The sequence below is a fragment of the Pseudarthrobacter sp. LT1 genome, assembly GCF_035621795.1.
Taxonomy (GTDB): Bacteria; Actinomycetota; Actinomycetes; order Actinomycetales; family Micrococcaceae; genus Arthrobacter.
In genome coordinates, this window is sequence record NZ_CP141830.1 from 3,163,072 (window position 1) to 3,182,096 (window position 19,025).

Annotated in this window: 20 protein-coding genes; 11 read left to right on the top strand and 9 right to left on the bottom strand. The window is 66.4% G+C overall.

Annotated features, from left to right (window positions below):
• Positions 1 to 231 precede the first annotated feature (231 nt).
• Entirely contained in the window at positions 232 to 1,926 is a 1,695-nt protein-coding gene (locus tag VIK36_RS14820; protein ID WP_324642523.1) for a DEAD/DEAH box helicase, read from the top strand.
• Between the two features lie 8 nt (positions 1,927 to 1,934).
• Entirely contained in the window at positions 1,935 to 2,807 is an 873-nt protein-coding gene (locus VIK36_RS14825; protein ID WP_324642524.1) for a site-specific DNA-methyltransferase, read from the top strand.
• Between the two features lie 19 nt (positions 2,808 to 2,826).
• Here the strand turns inward: VIK36_RS14825 and VIK36_RS14830 are convergent, their stop codons facing one another.
• Positions 2,827 to 3,675 (bottom strand): PHP domain-containing protein, encoded by an 849-nt coding sequence (locus tag VIK36_RS14830; RefSeq protein WP_324642525.1) that lies wholly within the window; start codon positions 3,673 to 3,675, stop codon positions 2,827 to 2,829.
• A gap of 80 nt (positions 3,676 to 3,755) precedes the next feature.
• On the opposite strand from VIK36_RS14830, the gene VIK36_RS14835 reads away from it, so the two are divergent.
• Positions 3,756 to 5,330 carry an aminopeptidase P family protein gene (locus VIK36_RS14835; RefSeq protein ID WP_324642526.1) on the top strand — a complete coding sequence of 525 codons (1,575 nt, stop codon included), beginning with the start codon at positions 3,756 to 3,758 and terminating at the stop codon, positions 5,328 to 5,330.
• A 117-nt stretch (positions 5,331 to 5,447) separates the two neighbouring features.
• Here the strand turns inward: VIK36_RS14835 and VIK36_RS14840 are convergent, their stop codons facing one another.
• Positions 5,448 to 6,467, bottom strand: coding sequence for a general stress protein (locus VIK36_RS14840; protein ID WP_255172724.1), 1,020 nt, complete (start codon positions 6,465 to 6,467; stop codon positions 5,448 to 5,450).
• 77 nt (positions 6,468 to 6,544) lie between these two features.
• On the opposite strand from VIK36_RS14840, the gene VIK36_RS14845 reads away from it, so the two are divergent.
• The 3 genes from VIK36_RS14845 (at position 6,545) to VIK36_RS14855 (ending at position 9,726) form a co-directional block, all read left to right on the top strand.
• Positions 6,545 to 7,828 carry a magnesium transporter MgtE N-terminal domain-containing protein gene (locus VIK36_RS14845; RefSeq protein WP_026265667.1) on the top strand — a complete coding sequence of 428 codons (1,284 nt, stop codon included), beginning with the start codon at positions 6,545 to 6,547 and terminating at the stop codon, positions 7,826 to 7,828.
• Positions 7,812 to 8,504, top strand: a complete 693-nt coding sequence (locus tag VIK36_RS14850) for a DUF1003 domain-containing protein (protein ID WP_255172726.1) — start codon at positions 7,812 to 7,814, stop codon at positions 8,502 to 8,504. Before VIK36_RS14845 ends, VIK36_RS14850 begins: the two co-directional genes overlap by 17 nt.
• Before the next feature lie 64 nt (positions 8,505 to 8,568).
• Entirely contained in the window at positions 8,569 to 9,726 is a 1,158-nt protein-coding gene (locus VIK36_RS14855) for an Mrp/NBP35 family ATP-binding protein (RefSeq protein ID WP_324642527.1), read from the top strand.
• 9 nt (positions 9,727 to 9,735) lie between these two features.
• Here VIK36_RS14855 and VIK36_RS14860 read toward each other — a convergent pair whose 3' ends face one another.
• The 3 genes from VIK36_RS14860 to sigE all read right to left on the bottom strand — a co-directional run bounded on the left by VIK36_RS14860 (position 9,736) and on the right by sigE (position 11,740).
• Positions 9,736 to 10,140, bottom strand: coding sequence for a Sec-independent protein translocase TatB (locus tag VIK36_RS14860; protein WP_255172728.1), 405 nt, complete (start codon positions 10,138 to 10,140; stop codon positions 9,736 to 9,738).
• Positions 10,141 to 10,209: 69 nt separating this feature from the next.
• Positions 10,210 to 11,118 (bottom strand): anti-sigma factor, encoded by a 909-nt coding sequence (locus VIK36_RS14865; RefSeq protein WP_324642528.1) that lies wholly within the window; start codon positions 11,116 to 11,118, stop codon positions 10,210 to 10,212.
• A gap of 7 nt (positions 11,119 to 11,125) precedes the next feature.
• Positions 11,126 to 11,740, bottom strand: a complete 615-nt coding sequence (gene sigE, locus VIK36_RS14870) for an RNA polymerase sigma factor SigE (protein ID WP_159631489.1) — start codon at positions 11,738 to 11,740, stop codon at positions 11,126 to 11,128.
• A 229-nt stretch (positions 11,741 to 11,969) separates the two neighbouring features.
• Between sigE and VIK36_RS14875 the strand changes: the two genes are divergently transcribed.
• On the top strand, positions 11,970 to 12,602 hold the full coding sequence (locus VIK36_RS14875; protein ID WP_159631488.1) for an O-methyltransferase: 633 nt from the start codon (positions 11,970 to 11,972) through the stop codon (positions 12,600 to 12,602).
• Between the two features lie 57 nt (positions 12,603 to 12,659).
• On the opposite strand, the gene VIK36_RS14880 is transcribed toward VIK36_RS14875, so the two are convergent.
• The 4 genes from VIK36_RS14880 to VIK36_RS14895 all read right to left on the bottom strand — a co-directional run bounded on the left by VIK36_RS14880 (position 12,660) and on the right by VIK36_RS14895 (position 15,601).
• Positions 12,660 to 12,827 (bottom strand): DUF3117 domain-containing protein, encoded by a 168-nt coding sequence (locus VIK36_RS14880; RefSeq protein WP_009357720.1) that lies wholly within the window; start codon positions 12,825 to 12,827, stop codon positions 12,660 to 12,662.
• A 233-nt stretch (positions 12,828 to 13,060) separates the two neighbouring features.
• Positions 13,061 to 14,317: a hypothetical protein gene (locus VIK36_RS14885; RefSeq protein ID WP_324642531.1), complete on the bottom strand. Its 1,257-nt coding sequence runs from the start codon at positions 14,315 to 14,317 to the stop codon at positions 13,061 to 13,063.
• Positions 14,314 to 14,775 (bottom strand): DivIVA domain-containing protein, encoded by a 462-nt coding sequence (locus VIK36_RS14890; RefSeq protein ID WP_324642532.1) that lies wholly within the window; start codon positions 14,773 to 14,775, stop codon positions 14,314 to 14,316. The genes VIK36_RS14885 and VIK36_RS14890 overlap by 4 nt, the downstream gene beginning before the upstream one ends.
• Before the next feature lie 43 nt (positions 14,776 to 14,818).
• Entirely contained in the window at positions 14,819 to 15,601 is a 783-nt protein-coding gene (locus VIK36_RS14895) for a TIGR00730 family Rossman fold protein (RefSeq protein WP_255172732.1), read from the bottom strand.
• A 104-nt stretch (positions 15,602 to 15,705) separates the two neighbouring features.
• On the opposite strand from VIK36_RS14895, the gene VIK36_RS14900 reads away from it, so the two are divergent.
• From VIK36_RS14900 to VIK36_RS14915, 4 genes are all read left to right on the top strand, one after another.
• On the top strand, positions 15,706 to 16,461 hold the full coding sequence (locus tag VIK36_RS14900) for an amino acid ABC transporter ATP-binding protein (protein ID WP_255172733.1): 756 nt from the start codon (positions 15,706 to 15,708) through the stop codon (positions 16,459 to 16,461).
• 69 nt (positions 16,462 to 16,530) lie between these two features.
• Positions 16,531 to 17,418: a glutamate ABC transporter substrate-binding protein gene (locus tag VIK36_RS14905; protein WP_141159890.1), complete on the top strand. Its 888-nt coding sequence runs from the start codon at positions 16,531 to 16,533 to the stop codon at positions 17,416 to 17,418.
• 85 nt (positions 17,419 to 17,503) lie between these two features.
• Positions 17,504 to 18,154 carry an amino acid ABC transporter permease gene (locus VIK36_RS14910; protein ID WP_018768597.1) on the top strand — a complete coding sequence of 217 codons (651 nt, stop codon included), beginning with the start codon at positions 17,504 to 17,506 and terminating at the stop codon, positions 18,152 to 18,154.
• Complete coding sequence (locus VIK36_RS14915) at positions 18,151 to 18,990, top strand: amino acid ABC transporter permease (protein WP_018768598.1); 840 nt, start codon at positions 18,151 to 18,153, stop codon at positions 18,988 to 18,990. The genes VIK36_RS14910 and VIK36_RS14915 overlap by 4 nt, the downstream gene beginning before the upstream one ends.
• The last annotated feature ends 35 nt before the right edge of the window (positions 18,991 to 19,025 follow it).

A 19,025-nucleotide genomic window follows, 5' to 3' on the forward strand; every position in this document is an offset into this window, starting at 1 on the left:
GAAGGGTAGAACTGGATGCCCGGTCGTTGATTTCCTTGATTTGAAACCAACAAGCCCGCCCCTACGCGATCTTGAGATTTACCCGTTGGTCACCAGTGCCAGCATTTAGATAGCCCGCGATCGGCTTCCACTGGAATCGCTTGCGCGCCTGAGCGTGCTCCGGAGCGGCCAGCCTTGGCCGGCCCGTTGAGCAGGCAGCGCCATTGCCCAAATGAATAAGGAAACTCCCCTGTGAGTGAATTGCATACCCACCAGCTCCTGAGCGATGAGTCCGGCACGGAAACCATCGAGCCGGAAGAAACCATCATCTCCGACGAGACGCCGCACGAGATCGCGGAGAAGTCCTTCGCCGACTACAACGTCCGCGCAGACATCGTCGAATCCCTGGCCGACGCCGGCATCACCCACCCCTTCCCCATCCAGGCCATGACCCTGCCGGTCGCCCTGGGCGGCCACGACATCATCGGCCAGGCCAAGACCGGTACCGGCAAGACCCTGGGCTTCGGCATTCCGGCGCTGCAGCGCGTGATCGGGCAGGATGATCCGGGCTACGCCAAGCTGGCCGTGCCCGGCGCACCGCAGGCCCTGGTCATTGTTCCCACCCGTGAACTGGCGGTCCAGGTAGCCAACGACCTTCAAACGGCGGCGCGCAAGCGCAACGCCAGGATCACCACCATCTACGGCGGCCGCGCCTACGAGCCCCAGGTGGAGGCTTTGAAGCAGGGCGTCGAGGTAGTGGTGGGAACCCCCGGCCGGCTGATCGACCTTTTCAAGCAGAAGCACCTGAGCCTGAAGAACGTCAAGATCGTGGTGCTGGACGAAGCCGACGAAATGCTGGACCTGGGCTTCCTGCCGGACGTGGAGACGCTGATCGCGGCAACGCCCGCCGTCCGCCAGACCCTCCTGTTCTCCGCCACCATGCCCGGGCCGGTCATCGCCATGGCCCGCCGCTACATGACCCAGCCCACGCACATCCGCGCCGCGGATCCGGAGGACGAGGGCCTGACCAAGCGCGACATCCGCCAGCTGATCTACCGTGCGCACAGCATGGACAAGACCGAAGTGGTGGCACGCATCCTGCAGGCCCGCGGCCGCGGACGGACCATCATCTTCACCAAGACCAAGCGCACCGCAGCGAAGGTGGCCGAGGAACTTGTGGACCGCGGCTTCGCGGCCGCCGCCATCCACGGCGACCTGGGCCAGGGCGCCCGGGAGCAGGCGCTGCGGGCGTTCCGCAACAACAAGGTGGACGTCCTGGTGGCCACGGACGTTGCCGCGCGCGGCATCGACGTCGAGGACGTTACCCACGTCATCAACTACCAGTGCGTGGAAGACGAGAAAATCTACCTGCACCGGGTGGGCCGCACCGGCCGTGCCGGCAACAAGGGCACCGCCGTCACGTTCGTGGACTGGGACGACATGCCGCGCTGGGGCCTGATCAACAAGGCGCTGGGGCTGAGTGTGCCGGAGCCCGTCGAGACCTATTCCTCCTCGCCGCACCTCTACACCGACCTCGACATCCCCGAGGGCACCAAGGGCCGCCTGCCCCGTGACAAGCGGACCCTGGCCGGCGTCGACGCCGAAGTCCTCGAGGACCTCGGCGAGACCGGCAAGAAGAACAGCCGCGGCGGCCGCGACGCAGGCCGCTCACGCGACCGGGACGGGCGGGGCCGCGGAAATACCGACGCCGGCAAGGGCGGCAGCCGCGAAGGCGGCCGCAGCAATGACTCCACCGGACGCCCGGGCGAGCGCCGTCGTCGTCCCTCAACTCCGGAGACCGCATCCGCCGCCGAAGCTGCGGCACCCGCGGCAGAGGGCGAAAAGCCCAACCGCGCCCGCCGGACCCGCACACGCACCCGCCGCCGCAACGGCGAAGTGGTGGCCGGTGCGGACAACGGCAGCCAGCCGGGCAACTCCGAGGCCTAACTGCCCTGATGACTGACACTGTTTGGGCGCCGGACGGCGGCAGCCTGGTGGTGCACGCGGACAACGCGGCGTACCTCCCCACGCTGCCGGACGGCGCCTTCACACTGATTTACGTGGACCCGCCCTTCAACACGGGCCGGCCGCAGCAGCGCCAGGAAACGCGGATGGTGGTGAACGCCGGCGGCAGCGGGGACCGGGTGGGCTTCAAGGGCCGCTCCTACGACACGATCAAGGGCGCCCTGCACCGCTACGACGACGCGTTCAGCGACTACTGGTCCTTCCTGGAACCCCGGCTCGTGGAGGCCTGGCGCCTCCTGGCCGACGACGGCACCCTGTACCTGCACCTGGACTACCGCGAGGTGCACTACGCCAAGGTGATGCTGGACGCCATCTTTGGCCGGGAGTGCTTCCTGAACGAGATCATCTGGGCGTACGACTACGGCGCCCGGGCGAAAAACCGGTGGCCCACCAAGCACGACAACATCCTGGTGTACGTCAAGAACCCCGCGAAGTACCATTTCGACAGCGCCGAGGTGGACCGGGAGCCCTACATGGCGCCCGGCCTGGTGACCCCTGCCAAGCGGGAGCTGGGAAAGCTGCCCACCGACGTCTGGTGGCACACCATCGTCTCGCCCACCGGCAAGGAAAAGACCGGCTACCCCACGCAGAAACCCGAGGGCCTGGTCCGCCGCGTGGTCGCTGCTTCGTCCCGGCCCGGTGACTGGTGCCTGGACTTCTTCGCCGGCTCCGGCACCCTCGGGGCAGTTGCCGCCAAGCTCGGCCGCAGGTTCGTGTGCGTGGACCAGAACCAGCCCGCCATCGACATCATGGCCAAGCGGCTCGGAGCGCACGCCACCCTGAGCTCCTTCCCGTCCAACTAGCCAGGGTGTTGCCTGCCCCTTAGGGGCGGACGACGGCGGCTCCCGTACCCAGTTCCTCGATTCGCGCCAGCATCTCCAGGGCCGTGAGGTTTTCGCCGAGCAGGTTGGGCTTGCCGGTGCCGTGGTAGTCGGAGGAGCCGGTGATCAGCAGGCCGTGCCTGGCCGCGAGTTTGCGCAGGAAATCCCGGCCCTCTTCCGGATTGTCCCGGTGGTTGATCTCCAGGCCCGCCAGCCCGGCGTCAATCATCTCCCGGTAGGTCCGCTCTCCCACGATCCGCCCCCGGGAGGAGGCCACGGGATGGGCAAACACGGGCACGCCGCCGGCGGCACGGACCAGTTCAACGGCGGTGGCCGGGTCCGGTGCGTAGTGCGGGATGAAGTAGCGGGACCGGGAGGTGAGGATGGAGGCAAAGGCCTCGGACCGGTCCTCCACCACACCCGCGGCGACGAGGGCGTCGGCGATGTGCGGCCGGCCCAGGGTGGCTCCGGGCGCCACATGGTGGATCACGTCGTCCCAGGTGAGCGGATAGTCCTCGGCAAGGATGGTGACCATGCGTTCGGCGCGGGTCAGGCGGGAGTCCTTGGCCTTCGTGATTTCCTCGAGCAGGCCGGGATGGGTGGGGTCGTGCAGGTAGCTCAGGAGGTGGACACTGATGCCCTCCTCCGTCCGGCATGAGACTTCCATGCCCGGCACCAGGGCCACACCGTACGTGGCGGCGGCCGCGGCGGCCTCCGCCCAGCCGGCCGTCGAATCATGGTCAGTCAGGGCCACCACGTCCAGTCCCGCACGGGCAGCAGAGGCCATGACATCGGCCGGGGTCTCGGTGCCGTCGGAGACGTTGGAGTGGGCATGCAGGTCAATCCTCACTTATCCAGCGTAGTGGACCGGGAACAGGAGACCGGGGAGGCCTGTTCGCATAGCCGGGACGCTGGTGAGACGATGGTGCCGTGAACGATGCCGAAAACACCCAAAACTCTGCTTCCCAGCCGCTGGAGGACCGCGTCAACAACCGCTCCCAGCGGCCCAGTTCCAACGCCTTCAAGGCCTTCATGGCCAGCAACTGGGCGCCGTCCAGCCAGGAGCTCCCCGGGCGCGACGCCGTCGCCGGCTACGCCGCAACCCGGCGCAAGGCAATCTCGGCCCAGTTCAAAGGCGAACGCCTGGTCATCCCCGCGGGGCCGCTCAAGGTCCGTTCCAACGACTGCGACTACCGCTTCCGCCCGCACTCCGGCTTCGCCCACCTGACGGGCCTCGGGCTGGACCACGAGCCCGACGCGGTCCTGATCCTGGAACCGGTGGAAGAGGGAACGGGCGACGACGGCGCCCACCACCGCGCCACGCTGTACTTCCGGCCGCTGGGCGGCAGGGACACGGAACAGTTCTACGCGGACTCCCGCTCCGGTGAGTTCTGGATTGGGGCCCGCCCCACCCTCGAAGAGTTCGAGGCCCGGCTGGGACTGGCCACCGCGCACATCGACCAGCTGGAAACGGCAATCACCAAGGATGTGGGCGCCCCGGAGATCGGCGGCATCTCCATCCGCCTGGTCCGCAAGGTTGACGACAACATTGACGCGCTGGTGGACACGGCCCGGTACAACACGGCCAGGGACCCCGAGAACTTGGACCTCGAAGTCCTCGACGCCCTGGACGAGAAACTCAGCGAAGCCCTCTCCGAACTGCGCCTGCTCAAGGACGAGTGGGAAATCGAGCAGATGAAGATTGCGGTGTCGGCCACCGTTGAAGGATTCGAAGAGGTGGTCAAGGCCCTGCCGCGGGCCCTCACGCACGCCCGCGGTGAACGCGTGGTGGAGGGGGCCTTCTTCGCCCGTGCCCGCGAGGTAGGCAACGAACTGGGCTACGACACCATCGCGGCGTCCGGCAACAACGCCACCGTGCTGCACTGGACCCGGAACACGGGCCGGATCCACGCCGGCGAGCTCCTGCTCCTGGACGCCGGCGTCGAGGCCGACTCGCTCTACACCGCGGACATCACCCGGACCCTTCCGGCCAGCGGCACCTTCAGCGACATCCAGCGCAAGGTCTACCAGGCGGTCCTCGACGCTGCCGACGCCGGATTCGCGGCGGCCCAGCCGGGAACCAAGTTCCGTGACATCCATACCGCAGCCACCACGGTCCTGGCCGAGCGCCTGGCCGAATGGGGAATCCTGCCCGTCAGCGTGGAGGAAGCCATCAGCCCGGAGGGCCAGCAGCACCGCCGCTGGATGCCGCACGGCACCAGCCACCACCTGGGCCTGGACGTCCATGACTGTGCGCAGGCCAAGCGGGAACTCTACCTTGACGGCGTCCTCACCGAGGGAATGGTGTTCACCATTGAGCCGGGCCTGTACTTCAAGAAGGAAGACCTGGCCATCCCGGAGGAATACCGCGGGATCGGTGTCAGGATCGAGGACGACATCCTCATGACCGCTAATGGCCCCGTCAACCTTAGTGCCGCCCTGCCACGCAATGCGGAGGATGTGGAGGACTGGATGGCCGGCATCTACCGGACCGAAGAAGCCTGACAGGGGCTGAAGAATCAAAGAGCGGGGCCGCTGGAATCATTCCAGCGGCCCCGCTCTTTGTTTGTGGCACCGGTTCCTGACGCCGTCAGGCTCCTGGACCTCGACGCACCTGCGGTGTTACTGCCGGTGGTCGCCCCGGTGCTGGTCCCCGTCGGGACCATACTGGTTTTCACCCGGGTGCTCCGCGCCATCCTGCACGTGGTCCCCTGCCCGGTGTTCTGCTTCTGCCCGGTGTTCCGTGGTCTGTCCCATGCCCGGCTGCCCCGCTTCGGCGGCAGGGCCCTGGGGCAGGCGCACGCCGTACTGCGGGCGGCCGTCCGGCAGGTCCGGGTAACGGACGGAACGGACCGGCTGCTGGCCGCTGTGCTGCTGGCCGCCGTCGTACTGCTGCGCCGGCTGCTGGCCGGTATGCTGCTGGCCGGCGTCGTCCGGGTACCCGTGGCCTTCCTGCTCCGGCCCGTTATGGGCGGACGAACCGGAGGACCGCTGGCCGTAGGGATCGTTCCAGCCGGCGGGGCGGGCCGGGCCCTGCCCCTGCTGCTGCCCGGGCTGCTGGTGGTGCTGCTGCTGGTACGGCTGGTTGTAGTAGTCATGCTGCGTATACGGGCCGTGGCCGGATGCCGCGTCCGAGCGGGACATGGGCAACTGCTGCAGGAGCCGCCGGGCCTCGTGGGCTGCCTCCGGGGCCACGATCACGTCGTAGCTGGTGGCCACCACCTGGCTGGTGGAGGTGAAGTCCCGCTTGCCGCGCTGCATGGCGTAGGTGACGATGCCGAACAGCATGAAGAACGCCGCGCCCATCAGCACCGAGGTCATGATGGAGAAGTACCCGGGTGACGGAGCGAAGAAGGACAGCATGACGCCCACGAACAGGCCGAACCACATGCCGCTGAGCGCTCCCGACAACGCCACCCGCGGGTAGCTCAGGCGCCCCGTAACCCGCTCCACCATCTTCAGTTCATTGCCCACGATGGACACCATCTGGACCGGGAACTGCTGGTCCGCCAGGTAGTCAACCGCTTTCTGGGCGTCGAGGTAGGAAGTGTAGGAGCCTACGGTGTCACCGGTGGGAACAGCCCGGGCATCGTCCGGTCCGTTCGCGGCGCCGGCCTTGGGAGCACCAAAAATGTTCGACATAAACCCATTCTTGCCCATCAAGGTGGGTGCCGCCTGTAAATTCAGCTAAAAGAGAGCAGACTCGGTAGCCTGTAGTGGTGAGCACAACACCTACACGCGTCTTCGTGGCACGCCTCCTGGGCCTCGACGTCTTCGACCCGCTGGGCGACCGGCTGGGCCGGCTGCGTGACGTTGTTGTGCTGTCCCGGGGAACCCAGGGAGCCCCGCACGTGGTGGGCATTGTGGTGGAAGTTCCGGGCAAGAAGCGTGTCTTCGTGCCCATGACCCGCATCACCTCGATCGACCAGACGCAGATCATTTGCACAGGCCTGGTCAACCTGCGCCGGTTTGAACAGCGCGGGGCGGAAACCCTGGTGGTGGCCGAGATGTTCGACCGCCGGGTTACCCTCCGCGACGGCAGCGGCGACGCCACGATCGAGGACATCGCCATAGACCAGCACCGGTCCCGCGACTGGTTCGTCAGCAAGCTCTTTGTGCGGCGCGGCCACTCTCTGTCCCCTTTGAGCCGGCTGCGCCGCAACGAAACGTTGATCATCGACTGGGCGGACGCCCAGCAGGGGCCGCGCACCGAACCTCAGGCTGCCACCCAGTTCGTGGCCAACCACGAGGACCTCAAGCCCGCGGACTTCGCCGAGGCCCTGCAGGAAATGAGCGACAAGCGCCGCTTCGAGGTTGCCAGCGAACTGCAGGACGAACGGCTCGCTGACGTCCTCCAGGAACTGCCCGAGGACGACCAGGTGGAGATCCTCTCCGCCCTGGATGTCCAGCGCGCCGCGGACGTCCTGGAGGAGATGGATCCCGACGACGCCGCCGACCTCCTCGGTGAACTCCCCTCCGCCCAGGCAGAGGAACTGCTCCAGCTCATGGAGCCTGAAGGCGCCGAAGACGTCCGCCGCCTGCTTGAGTACGACGAGGACACCGCCGGCGGCCTGATGACCCCGGTGCCTGTCATCCTGCCCCCGGAGGCCACTGTCGCCGAAGCCCTGGCCCACGTCCGCCGCGAGGAGCTCTCCCCCGCCCTGGCGTCGTCGATCTTCATTGCCCGGCCGCCGCTGGAAACGCCCACCGGCCGCTTCCTGGGCGTGGTGCACATCCAGCAGCTGTTGCGTTTCCCGCCGTTCGAGGCCCTGGGAAACCTGGTGGACAAGAACCTGGAGCCGTTGTCCGACCAGGCCCACATCAGCGAAGTGGCACGGACTTTGGCGACCTATAACCTGAACTCCCTCCCGGTGGTCAATGACGCCGGCCGGCTTGTGGGGGCGGTGACTGTTGATGACGTATTGGATCACTTGTTGCCGGACGACTGGCGCGCCCATGATGGCGAAGCCCCGATAAGAAAGCTCGGTGGCCGCATTGGCTGATAACAGCGCTCCGAAGAACACCAACCAGCGGAACCTGGCCAATGCGGAATCAAAAGGCAGTCTCGACACGCCTTTGAGCGCCCGTCAGCGGATCCTGCCCAAGTTCTCCCCGGACCCGGACGCGTTCGGCCACGCCACCGAGGGCTTTGCCCGGTTCATGGGCACCCCGCAGTTCCTGGTCTACATGACCGTGTTCTGCATTTTCTGGCTCGGCTGGAACACATGGGCGCCTGTCGACTGGCAGTTCGACTCGAGGGACCTGGGCTTCACCCTGCTGACCCTGATGCTGTCGCTGCAGGCCTCCTACGCGGCACCCCTGCTGCTGCTGGCGCAGAACCGGCAGGATGACCGCGACCGCGTCTCCCTGCAGCAGGACCGGCAGCGCGCCGAGCGCAACCTGTCCGATACCGAATACCTGACCCGGGAGCTTGCCTCCCTGCGGATCGCACTGCGCGAAGTAGCAACCCGCGACTATGTCCGGGCCGAGCTGCGTTCCCTCCTGGAAGACCTCCTGGAAGCCCAGGAGGAGCTGCGCACCCACGAGGACTCCGGTCCCGGCTCGCACGAATCCCCGCGGGACAAGGTCAAGGACAAACTGCGCGAACAGCGGGACCGCCAGCGCAACCCGCGCACCCAGCAGATCCCCCGCGTTAAACCCGGCCACTCTGCCCAATGACAAGCAGGCCGACCGTCACCGGCCGGCCCGTCGCCGATACCGCACGAAAGCCGAGGCTCCGTCCATGAGCGCCCCCACAAACCCCGCAGCCACCGGCTGGTCACCACTGGTCCGTGCCGTCAACGATGCCCTGGCGACGGTCATTGATCCGGAGCTGCGCCGCCCCATCACGGAACTGGGCATGGTGGACTCCGTCCAGGTGTCCGACGACGGGAAGGTCACCGTGGCGGTCCTGCTCACCATCGCCGGCTGCCCGTTACGGGATACCATCACCGCCGATTCGCAGAAAGCCCTTTCAGCGGTCCCCGGCGTCACGGCCGTCAACGTCGAGCTCAAGGTAATGGACCAGGCGCAGCGCGATGCCCTCAAGGAAAAGCTGCGCGGGCCGGGCGGCCAGCGCAGGATTCCCTTCAACGAGCCGGATTCCCTGACCAAGGTCTACGCGGTGGCCAGCGGCAAGGGCGGGGTGGGCAAGTCCTCGGTAACGGTCAACCTGGCCACGGCACTGGCCGCCCAGGGCCTCCGGGTGGGCATCGTGGACGCCGACGTCTACGGCTTCTCCGTACCCGCCCTGCTCGGCATCACGCAAAAACCCACGCAAGTGGACGACATGATCCTTCCGCCGGTGGCCTACGGCGTGAAGGTGATTTCCATCGGCATGTTCGTGACCGGCAACCAGCCGGTGGCCTGGCGCGGACCCATGCTGCACCGGGCGCTGGAACAGTTCCTCACAGATGTCTATTTCGGCGACCTGGATGCCCTGTTCCTGGACCTTCCGCCGGGCACAGGTGACATCGCCATCTCCGTTGCCCAGCTGCTGCCCAAGGCCGAAATCCTGGTGGTCACGACGCCGCAGGCAGCGGCAGCCGACGTCGCCGAACGGGCCGGTGCCATCGCCACGCAGACCGGGCAGAAGATCGCAGGCGTCATCGAGAACATGTCGTATCTGGAGATGCCCGACGGCGCCCGGATGGAGCTCTTCGGCAGCGGCGGCGGGACGGTGCTCACGGAACGGCTCAGCGCCACGGTGGGAGCGGACGTTCCCTTGCTGGGCCAGATTCCCTTGGACATCGAGCTGCGCGAGGGCGGGGATGCAGGGGTGCCGATCGTCCTTGGCAGGCCCGGGGCTCCGGCGGCGGCCGCGCTTAACGGCATCGCCGGACAGCTTGCCGCCAAACCGCGCGGCCTCGCGGGGATGAAGCTGGGTCTGCAGCCCCGCTGAGTGGGCCGCCTAGGTGGCTTCGGTGTCGAACGGGGCGGTCTCGCCCGGGGCGAGCCGCTGGACTACCCTTTCGGGCCGGTGGGGGGCGGCATCTGCTGCGGCCGCAGCACCTGAAACGGCAGCCACCGCGGCGGGGGCGCCTGCGCTGACAGGCTTGGTGTCGTCGTCGAGCAGTGCTTCCTTGATGATGCGCCGGGGATCGTACTGGCGGGGATCGTACTTCTTCCAGTCGACATCGTCGATGTCGATGCCCACTTCTTCCTTGATTTGCTCACGGGCACCGTTGGCCATCCGGCGGACTTCCTTGACCAGGTTCGCCAGCTTCTGGGTATATTCCGGCAGCCGCTGGGGGCCGATCACCAGCACGCCAATGATCAGCAGAAGGATGAACTCCGGGCCGTTGATTCCAAACACTTTAGGAAGATTACCCTCTCCGGGCAGCGAGTGACGATTCCCACCCGGCGGGCGGGTAAACAGTCCGTGTCATTGGGTGAACAGGGCCGCGATCTTGTTGATTCCGCGCTCCAGCCGTGCATCCAGGGGTTCCGCGGCCTGCCCTTCCGGCCGGTCCGGGACGGCTGCCGCGACCCCCTCCGCCGCGGAATCGGCAAGCCGCTTGAGGATGGGCATGGCATCGTCGGCCTGTTCCGCGGGCAGGTCGGACCGGTACGTGATGGTGAGGCCTGCGGCCCGGTAGGTGGCGGACCACTGGGAGGTGCCCGGCACCTGCACCGGTCCACCCTGCTGGCCCGGGGCGCTCTCCCCCTCTGCAACCCCGTGAACCACGGGGGCCTGGCCTGCTGGTTCATTGGTGACAGGGTGCTGCTCCGTGACAGTGGCGTGGTGTGCGCCGTCAGTGAGCCTCAGCTCAACTGCGGGCTCCCCGTTAACCACCAGCGCACGAGCCGCTTCCAGATGGAATCCCATGGCCTGCAGGTCCGGACACGCCCATCCTTCAGAACGCAGGGTGGCCAGCTGCGCGGCGGTCAAGGTCCGGCCGTCAGCGGGGGTCTGTGATGAGACATGCGAAAAAGCGGCCTCGGTTCCCGCCGGTTCGCCGGCTCCGGGGTCCCCGGCTGCCGTGAACGCCCCCACGGCCAGCACGCCGGCCGCGGCCACGGTTCCGCCGGCGGTGAGCGCAAGGGCCCGGGCGGCCATGCGGGAGGTGACACCCTGGTGCGCCGGCACCGGGGCGGCCGGCTGGGCTGCCAGTTCGTGGGTCCGGGCCAGCAGCCGTGCCGTCAGGTCCTGGCTGGCCGGCGGAATGGGAGCCTCCCGCAGGCGCTCAAGGTACTGCCGTTCCCGGCGCACGGTGGCGGCACACTCCTGGCAGGCCTCAAGGTGGCTGCCGGTGCGCTGATGCCTGCCGCCGAAAGGAAACTGGGACTTCATATGCCGTTCAGAGGATGCCGGCGATGCGGGGCATCGAAAGCTTGCGGCGGGACTGCTGCGGGCGCGGATCGCGGTGGGCCAGCTTTTCGCGGAGCATGGTCCGTCCCCGGTGGATGCGCGAACGGACGGTGCCCAGCTTAACGCCCAGGGCCTCGGCGACTTCGTCGTAGGAGAGCCCTTCAAGGTCGCACAGGACCACCGCGGCACGGAAGTCCGGCGGCAGTTCCTCCAGCGCGGCCTGCACGTCCAGGTCCAGGTTGTTCAACTCGAAGCTCTGCTCCGGGCCTGGCTCCCGGCCTGGCAGCCGGGACTCCGCGTCCTCCGCCAGCGCGTCGAAACGGATGCGGGTCTTCCGGCGGGCCTGGTCAAGGAACAGGTTGGTGGTGATGCGGTGGAGCCAGCCATCGAGGGTTCCGGGCTTGAAGTTCTCCAGCGAACGGAACACGCGGACAAAAACCTCCTGGGTGAGGTCCTCGGCGTCGAACTTGTTGCCGGTCAGGCGGTAGGCCAGCCGGTAGACCTTTGCGGAGTGGTTGGTGACCACTTCTTCCCAGGTGGGACGGACCCACTCATCATCGGGATTGTTTACTGCAGGGACAGGTGCCACAACTGAAGATGACATCGTCCACTCCCCTCGTGGAATGCTAACGCCCGGATACTGTTGACATCTCTGATTCGGCGCCGGTCACCTTTTGGATGAGCGGATACCAATCATTTCAAACTTGGCTGGGAATTTCCTGATCGGGCGCAAACTTCAGCCGTCGGCGCAACGCCTGCTTCCCTGCCCGGCCCGGCCGGACACAGTAGGCTGGAGGAGACATTCCCCCTTTACGCCCAGAAAGCGATTATTCATGAGCGCCGACAAGTCCAGCAGCTGGTCCTATGCAGAAGATCTGCCCGCTGAGGATGAGGTTATGCTTCGGGCCCGGGAACGTTCTTTTGAATTGGGCGTCAGCGCCATCAGTCCCGGCGTGGGCGCGGTCCTCACGGTCCTGGCCGCTGCGTCAAAAGCGCAGACGGCGGTGGAGATCGGCACCGGCGCCGGCGTCTCCGGCGTCTGCCTGCTGCGGGGCCTTGGCGCGCATGCTGTCCTGACCACCATCGATGTGGACGTGGAGCACCTCCGGGCTGCCCGCGAAGCGTTCGCCGAGGCCGGCAGTCCCGCCAACCGGACCCGCACTATTTCCGGCCGCGCGGGCGACGTCCTCCCCCGGCTCACGGACGGCGCCTATGATCTTGTCTTCATTGATGCGGACAAGCCCGGACTCCCGGGCTACGTGGAACAGGCCATCCGGCTGCTCAAGCGTTCGGGCCTGCTGGTCATCAACGATGCCCTGGACAAGGACAAGGTGGCCAACCCTGCGGGGCGCGAGCCCAACACGGTGACCCTGCGGCAGGTGGGCAAGGCCATCCGGGACGACGACAGGCTGGCTTCGGCAATGCTTCCCACCGGGGACGGCCTGCTGGTGGCCGTCAAGAAGTAGTCGCCGCATAAAGGTCAGGGTGCGCAGCCCGCGGGCTGCGCACCCTGACCGGCACGACTATTCGGTAACGCCAACCAGGCATTCCTTGAGGTTTGCTGCCTCGGCAGCGTTCAGTTCGACCACCAGGCGCCCGCCGCCTTCGAGCGGGACCCGCATGATCAGGCTGCGGCCCTCCTTGGTGACTTCCATTGGGCCGTCGCCGGTGCGTGGTTTCATAGCCGCCATGAGGAATTCCCCTCCATTTTGTCCCAGGACTAATCAGCCCGGGCGGGCTGTGTCCGCATGTCGATCAGGCCGCTGTGGCGGGGTGGTTGGACCACCGCCGAGGCTGCGCGTTTTCTGAATGCTTTTGTCCTTGCTTACCTATCATTATCGCGGAATTACCCGCACGTAGCTAATCGATGGACATTTCCCGGAACGTGTCATTCCCGCCCTGACCTGCGCGAAAGCCCGTTTTGCTACGGCGGGTAATCGCCTCCGCCGGGCAGCTGTGCCCACGCCCACAGCCACACGATCCAGACGATCTGCAGCAGCAGGAACATGGCCACCACGGTCCCCCGGTACGCCCTGGACCGGGACAGGAACACCGCGCCCAAGGCCAGCGGAAACAGCGGCAGCAGCATCCTGAACGTACTGGTCTGGGGGTGGAGGAACGCCAGCAGGTAGCCCATGTTGCAGGCACACCAGAGCCGCAGTTCGACGCCGAGCCGAACCACCGGGGGCAGGAACAGCATCAGGCCGAACAGCGCCACGAACACCAGGGGCGCGAGGACGCCCAGCACAGGACCAAAGAGGTCGACGCCGGCGTCGAACCACGGCTTGAAAGGCACCAGGTCGCGGCCCCGCCAGACGGTTTCGGTTTTGGTGTACGCCTGCAAGTCCCCGGTAGCCGCCCATGCCGCAGCCGGCCAGGCCAGCGCGGACAGGCCTGCGACGGCGGTGAGCCCGGTGAGTGCCGCCAGGTCCTTGACCGAGTGGGCATTGTCAGCCGGAGCCCGTTGCCGCCCGCGGCGGACATTTGCGGCGGCGTGGAAGACCAGGAGCAGCCCCAGCATGACGGCGAAGGGAACGCCCACGGGCCTGGACAGGCACAACAGGACCACTACGGGGGCGGCCCAGAGGTACTGGCGGCGCACCACCAGGAGCAGTGCCCCCGCGAGCAGCAGGAGGGACAACGGCTCGGCGTAGGGCACCTGCAGCACAGCCGAGACGGGGAAGACCGAGAAGAAGGCAACACCCCACATGGCGGGTGCGTGCGGGGCCTTCTGCCGGAAGAGTGCGTACACCGCCAGCGCAGCACCCCATCCGGCCAGCATGGCGACCAGCGTGAGCGCGGCGGCCGGGTTCAGCCCGGTAAGGCGGCTGAGTCCGCCGGCCAGTGCAGGAAAAAGCGGGTAGAAAGCCCACGTGTTTTCCTGGACGTTGCCGGCGGCGTCCGTGGGAAGGACCGACGGGTAGCCGTTGGCGATGACCTGTGCGTACCAGCGGGCGTCCCAGATGTTGATGAAGTTCCAGTAGTCCGGCTTTGGCGGAAACCAGGGGTTGGGGCCCTGGTGGAGCGCCGCGGCCATGAAGATGCAGGCTGTTACCAGTCTGGATCCGCCGTACAGTGCCGTGACCTGGAGCCACCATGGCCACCCGCGGACGGCGGACGCAGCCCGGTGGGCCATATTGCCGGCAGAGGCCAGCGGGCTGCGGCGGGCAACCGTGCTCACAGGCCGCCCTTCCGCGGGGCAGCGTCCTCATGGACCGCCTGGTTCCCGCCCTCTCCGGCGTCCGGCACTTCCGGAGCCGTGCCGTGGGCCGGGAGCCCGTCGTCGTCCGGCTGCCGCGTACCGGCGCCGGTTTGCACCTCCGTGGCGGCCAGCCGGTCCCGCAGTTCGGCCAGTTCTGCGTCGCGTGCCGCCAGCTGGTCCCGCAGTTCGTCCAGGACCTGGTCCACCTGGTCCATCCGGTAGCCGCGCAGGCCCAGCGAGAAGCGAAGGCGGGTCACGTCCTCCGGAACGGCGCGCTCCGGCAGCAGCACCGGCGGCAGGTTGGCCGGCGGCTCTTCGAAACCGCCCAGCAGGACGGGCAGCGCCGCCCCGTCCGGCTTGCGGGAGCGCCGGCCCAGGCCGGCCCAAAGGACCGCCGCCACGAGGACGACGGCAAGGAAAACCAGAAAGAAGCTCACTGTTCCATCGTGCCAGACCGGTGGCGCCAACCGCGGCCCGCTGCTACTCCGGCCGCTGTTCCCCGTTCAGTGACGGGGTCACGGCGCCGCTGAGGACCCGGTCCACAGCTTCCGCGGGGTCATCGACCAGCTGGATGAGGTCCAGGTCCTTCTCGGACACCATGCCCTCGGCCACTAGGGTGCCCCTGATCCAGTCGATCATCGGCCCCCAGAAGTCGACGCCCAGGAGGACGATGGGGAACGACGTCACCTTCCGGGTCTGGACCAGTACCATGGCCTCGAACAGCTCATCCAGGGTGCCCAGGCCGCCGGGCAGCACGATGAAGCCCTGGGCATATTTGACGAACATGGTCTTGCGGGCGAAGAAGTAGCGGAAGTTGATGCCCAGGTCCACCCACTGGTTCAGGCCCTGCTCGAAGGGCAGTTCAATGCCGAGGCCCACCGATACGCCGTTGCCTTCCACCGTTCCCCGGTTGGCCGCCTCCATGGAACCCGGGCCGCCGCCGGTGATCACGGCGACTCCGGCTTCGGCGAGCTTGCGCCCCACCTCCACGCCCATCTCGTAGTACAGGCTTCCGGGCTTCGTGCGGGCTGAGCCGAACACGCTGACCGCCTTCCCGATGTCCGCCAGCGCGCCGAAGCCCTCGACGAATTCGCTCTGGATGCGCAGGACCCGCCACGGGTCGGTATGGACGAACTGGCCGGGGCCTTTCGTATCGAGCAGATGCTGGTCCGACATTTCCACGGCCGCCTGCTTGCGGCGCAGTTCGAGGGGCCCCTTACGGCGCGGCTGGGAATTCTTGGCCGGATCTGCGTTGATGCTCATTCCCCTAGGCTAACCTCCAACTCCAGGTATCTCTTGAATCACGATCAGCATGAACTTGGGGTGATTGGCGTCATAACCCCCGGTTGTTCGCTAGATTCTTTCCTATGACTACTCATGTGCCCGGCGATACTCTCGTCTCCCTGAACGCCGTTAACAAGCATTACGGCCAGCTGCACGTTTTGAAGGACATCAACCTCCAGGTCCGCAAGGGCGAGGTTGTTGTGGTCATCGGGCCCTCCGGCTCCGGTAAGTCCACCCTCTGCCGGGCAATCAACCGCCTGGAAACCATCGAGGGCGGAACCATCAGCATCGACGGGAAGGTCCTCCCCGAGGAAGGCAAGGAACTTGCACAGCTCCGCGCCGACGTCGGAATGGTCTTCCAGTCGTTCAACCTGTTCGCGCACAAGACCATCCTTGAAAACGTCACCCTGGGGCCGATCAAGGTCAAAGGCGCCTCCAAGGCGGCAGCGGAAAAGGACGCCATGGCGCTCCTGGAACGGGTGGGCGTGGGCCACCAGGCGCCCAAGCTGCCGGCCCAGCTCTCGGGCGGCCAGCAGCAGCGCGTTGCGATAGCCCGTGCCTTGGCAATGAAGCCGAAGGTGATGCTGTTCGACGAGCCCACGTCAGCGCTGGACCCCGAAATGATCAACGAGGTCCTGGACGTCATGGTCCAGCTCGCCAAGGAAGGCATGACCATGATCGTGGTCACCCACGAGATGGGCTTCGCCCGCAAGGCCGCCGACCGCGTGGTCTTCATGGCGGACGGCCAGATCGTGGAGGACGCCACCCCGGAGGAGTTCTTCACCAACCCGAAGAGTGACCGGGCCAAGGACTTCCTGTCCAAGCTCCTCACCCACTGACTTACCGAACAACCACACTTCAGATCGCATCCAGGCCGGAAACCCGCGGCCACCAATGAAAGGAATGTCATGAAGGCATTTATGTCCCGGCGAAAGTCCTTCGTCGTGGCGGCTACCGCTGCCCTCGCACTGTCGCTCAGCGCCTGCGGCGGTGGAGACTCAGGCGGCTCCAGCAACCCGAGCCCCGTTGAGAAGCCGTCGTTCGCTGCCGGAACCACCATGGCGAAGCTGTCCTCCGCCGGCACCATCAAGATCGGCACCAAGTTCGACCAGCCGCTGTTCGGCCAGGTGGGCCTGGACGGCAAGCCCGTAGGTTTCGACGTCGAAATGGGCAAGCTGATCGCCGCCAAGCTGGGCATCCCCGCGGACAAGATCGAATGGTCCGAGACCGTTTCCGCCAACCGCGAGCCCTTCATCGAGCAGGGCAAGGTTGACCTGGTCATCGCCACGTACACCATCAGCGACAAGCGCAAGCAGGTTGTCGACTTCGCCGGCCCGTACTACGAAGCCGGCCAGGCCCTCATGGTGAACAAGGACAACGACACCATCAAGAAGCCCGAGGACGTCAAGGGCAAGAAGGTCTGCTCCGTCACCGGTTCCACCCCGGCCGCCACGATCGTGGACAAGTACGGCGCCGAGCTCGTCCCGGCCGCCACCTACTCCGCCTGCCTGGAGCCGCTGCGCAACAAGCAGGTTGAAGCCGTGACCACGGACAACGTGATCCTGGCCGGTTTCGTTGACAAGGAGCCGGACGCCTTCAAGCTCGCCTCTGACGAAACCTTCACCAAGGAGCCTTACGGCATCGGCCTGAAGAAGGGCGACACCGAGTTCCGCAACTGGATCAACGACCAGCTCGAATCCTTCGAAAAGGACGGCTCCTACAAGAAGGCCTGGGAAGCCACTGCAGGTTCGGTCATTAAGACCGCCCCCAGCCTCCCGGCCATCAACCGTTACTAAGTAGCGTCCGCCGCGCCGCCGGGGCTGTTCAGCAGCCCCGGCGGCACAGCCGTTAATCCGTCCACGCTTACAGCCGAAGGATCTTATGGACGTCATCTTTGAAAACCTGCCCCTGTACTGGGAAGGTTTTCTCCGCACTCTTTTTCTCTCTGTCGTTTCCGGCATTTTCGCGTTGATTCTTGGCACCCTGCTGGCCGCGGCACGCGTCTCCCCGGTGGCGGCGCTCCGCGGTTTCAGCACCGTGTACGTAGAGGTACTCCGCAATACGCCGCTGACCATCGCGTTCTTCTTCGCAGCGGTGGTACTCCCCCGGATCGGGGTCAAATTCGAGCAGTTCGAGATCGCTGCCATCATTGCCCTCAGCACCTACACCGCCGCGTTCATCGCCGAAGCTGTCCGCTCAGGTGTCAACAGCGTGCCTGTGGGCCAGGCCGAGGCAGCACGCAGCATTGGCATGAAGTTCGGCCAGGTCCTCTCGCTCATCATCCTCCCCCAGGCACTGCGGACGGTGATCCCGCCGCTGATCAACATCCTGATCGCCCTGGTCAAGAACTCCTCGGTTGCCGGCGCCTTCTTCGTCCTGGAGCTGTTCGGCTACGGCCGCCAGCTGGCCAACGCCAACGGTGACGCCGTGATCACAGTCCTGCTGGGCACCGCGTTCTTCTATCTGCTCCTCACCGTTCCGCTGGGAATCCTCGCCAACACGGTGGAACGAAAGGTGGCGATTGCCCGATGAGCTCCGTTCTCTACGACGTCCCCGGCCCCAAAGCGCGCCGGGTCTCCCTCATTGCCTCCATCATCGGCGGCCTGCTGATTCTCGGCCTGCTGGCCTGGGTGGTCACGATCCTCGCCCAGCAGGGCATCTTCGAAGCCCGCCGCTGGCAAATCTTCACCCGCGGCGACGTGTGGCAGCTGCTCGGTAAGGGGCTGGGGTCCACGCTTTCCGCAGCCGCACTGGCGGCAGTCATCGCGTTCCCGCTGGGCCTGCTGCTGTGCCTGCTCCGCATTTCGGATGCCGCATTCATCCGGATTCCTATGAGGATCATCCTGGAATTCCTCCGGGGCATGCCCGTGGTCCTCATGATGCTCTTCATCCTGCTCGGGTTCGGCACCTCGGCGTTCATCGCCGTCGTGGCCGGCCTGGTGCTGTACAACGCTGCGGTCTTTGCCGAGATCATCCGCGCCGGCATCCAGTCCCTGCCCAAGGGACAACGGGAAGCCGGCCTGGCCATCGGCCTCACCAGCTACAAGTCTCGTATGCTGATCGAGCTGCCGCAGGCGATCCGCCGCATGATGCCTTCCCTCGTGGCGCAGATGGTGGTGCTGCTGAAGGACACCTCGCTGGGCTACATCGTGGCGTACGGCGAGCTGCTGCGCGCGGTGCAGGTCATGGCGGACTTCCTGGGCACGCAGTACCTGTTCCCCATCTTCTTCGTGGCGGCGGCCATTTACATCGCCATCAACATCTCGGTTTCGCGGCTTGCCGTATGGATCGAGCGCCGCGGCTCCAAGAAGGCCGCCGGCGGCATGGCGAAGGCCGAACCCGATGTCCTGGAAGCTGCGGCTCCCTAGACTTCCAAGCTGCATCAGGTGCTCCAACAAGAAAA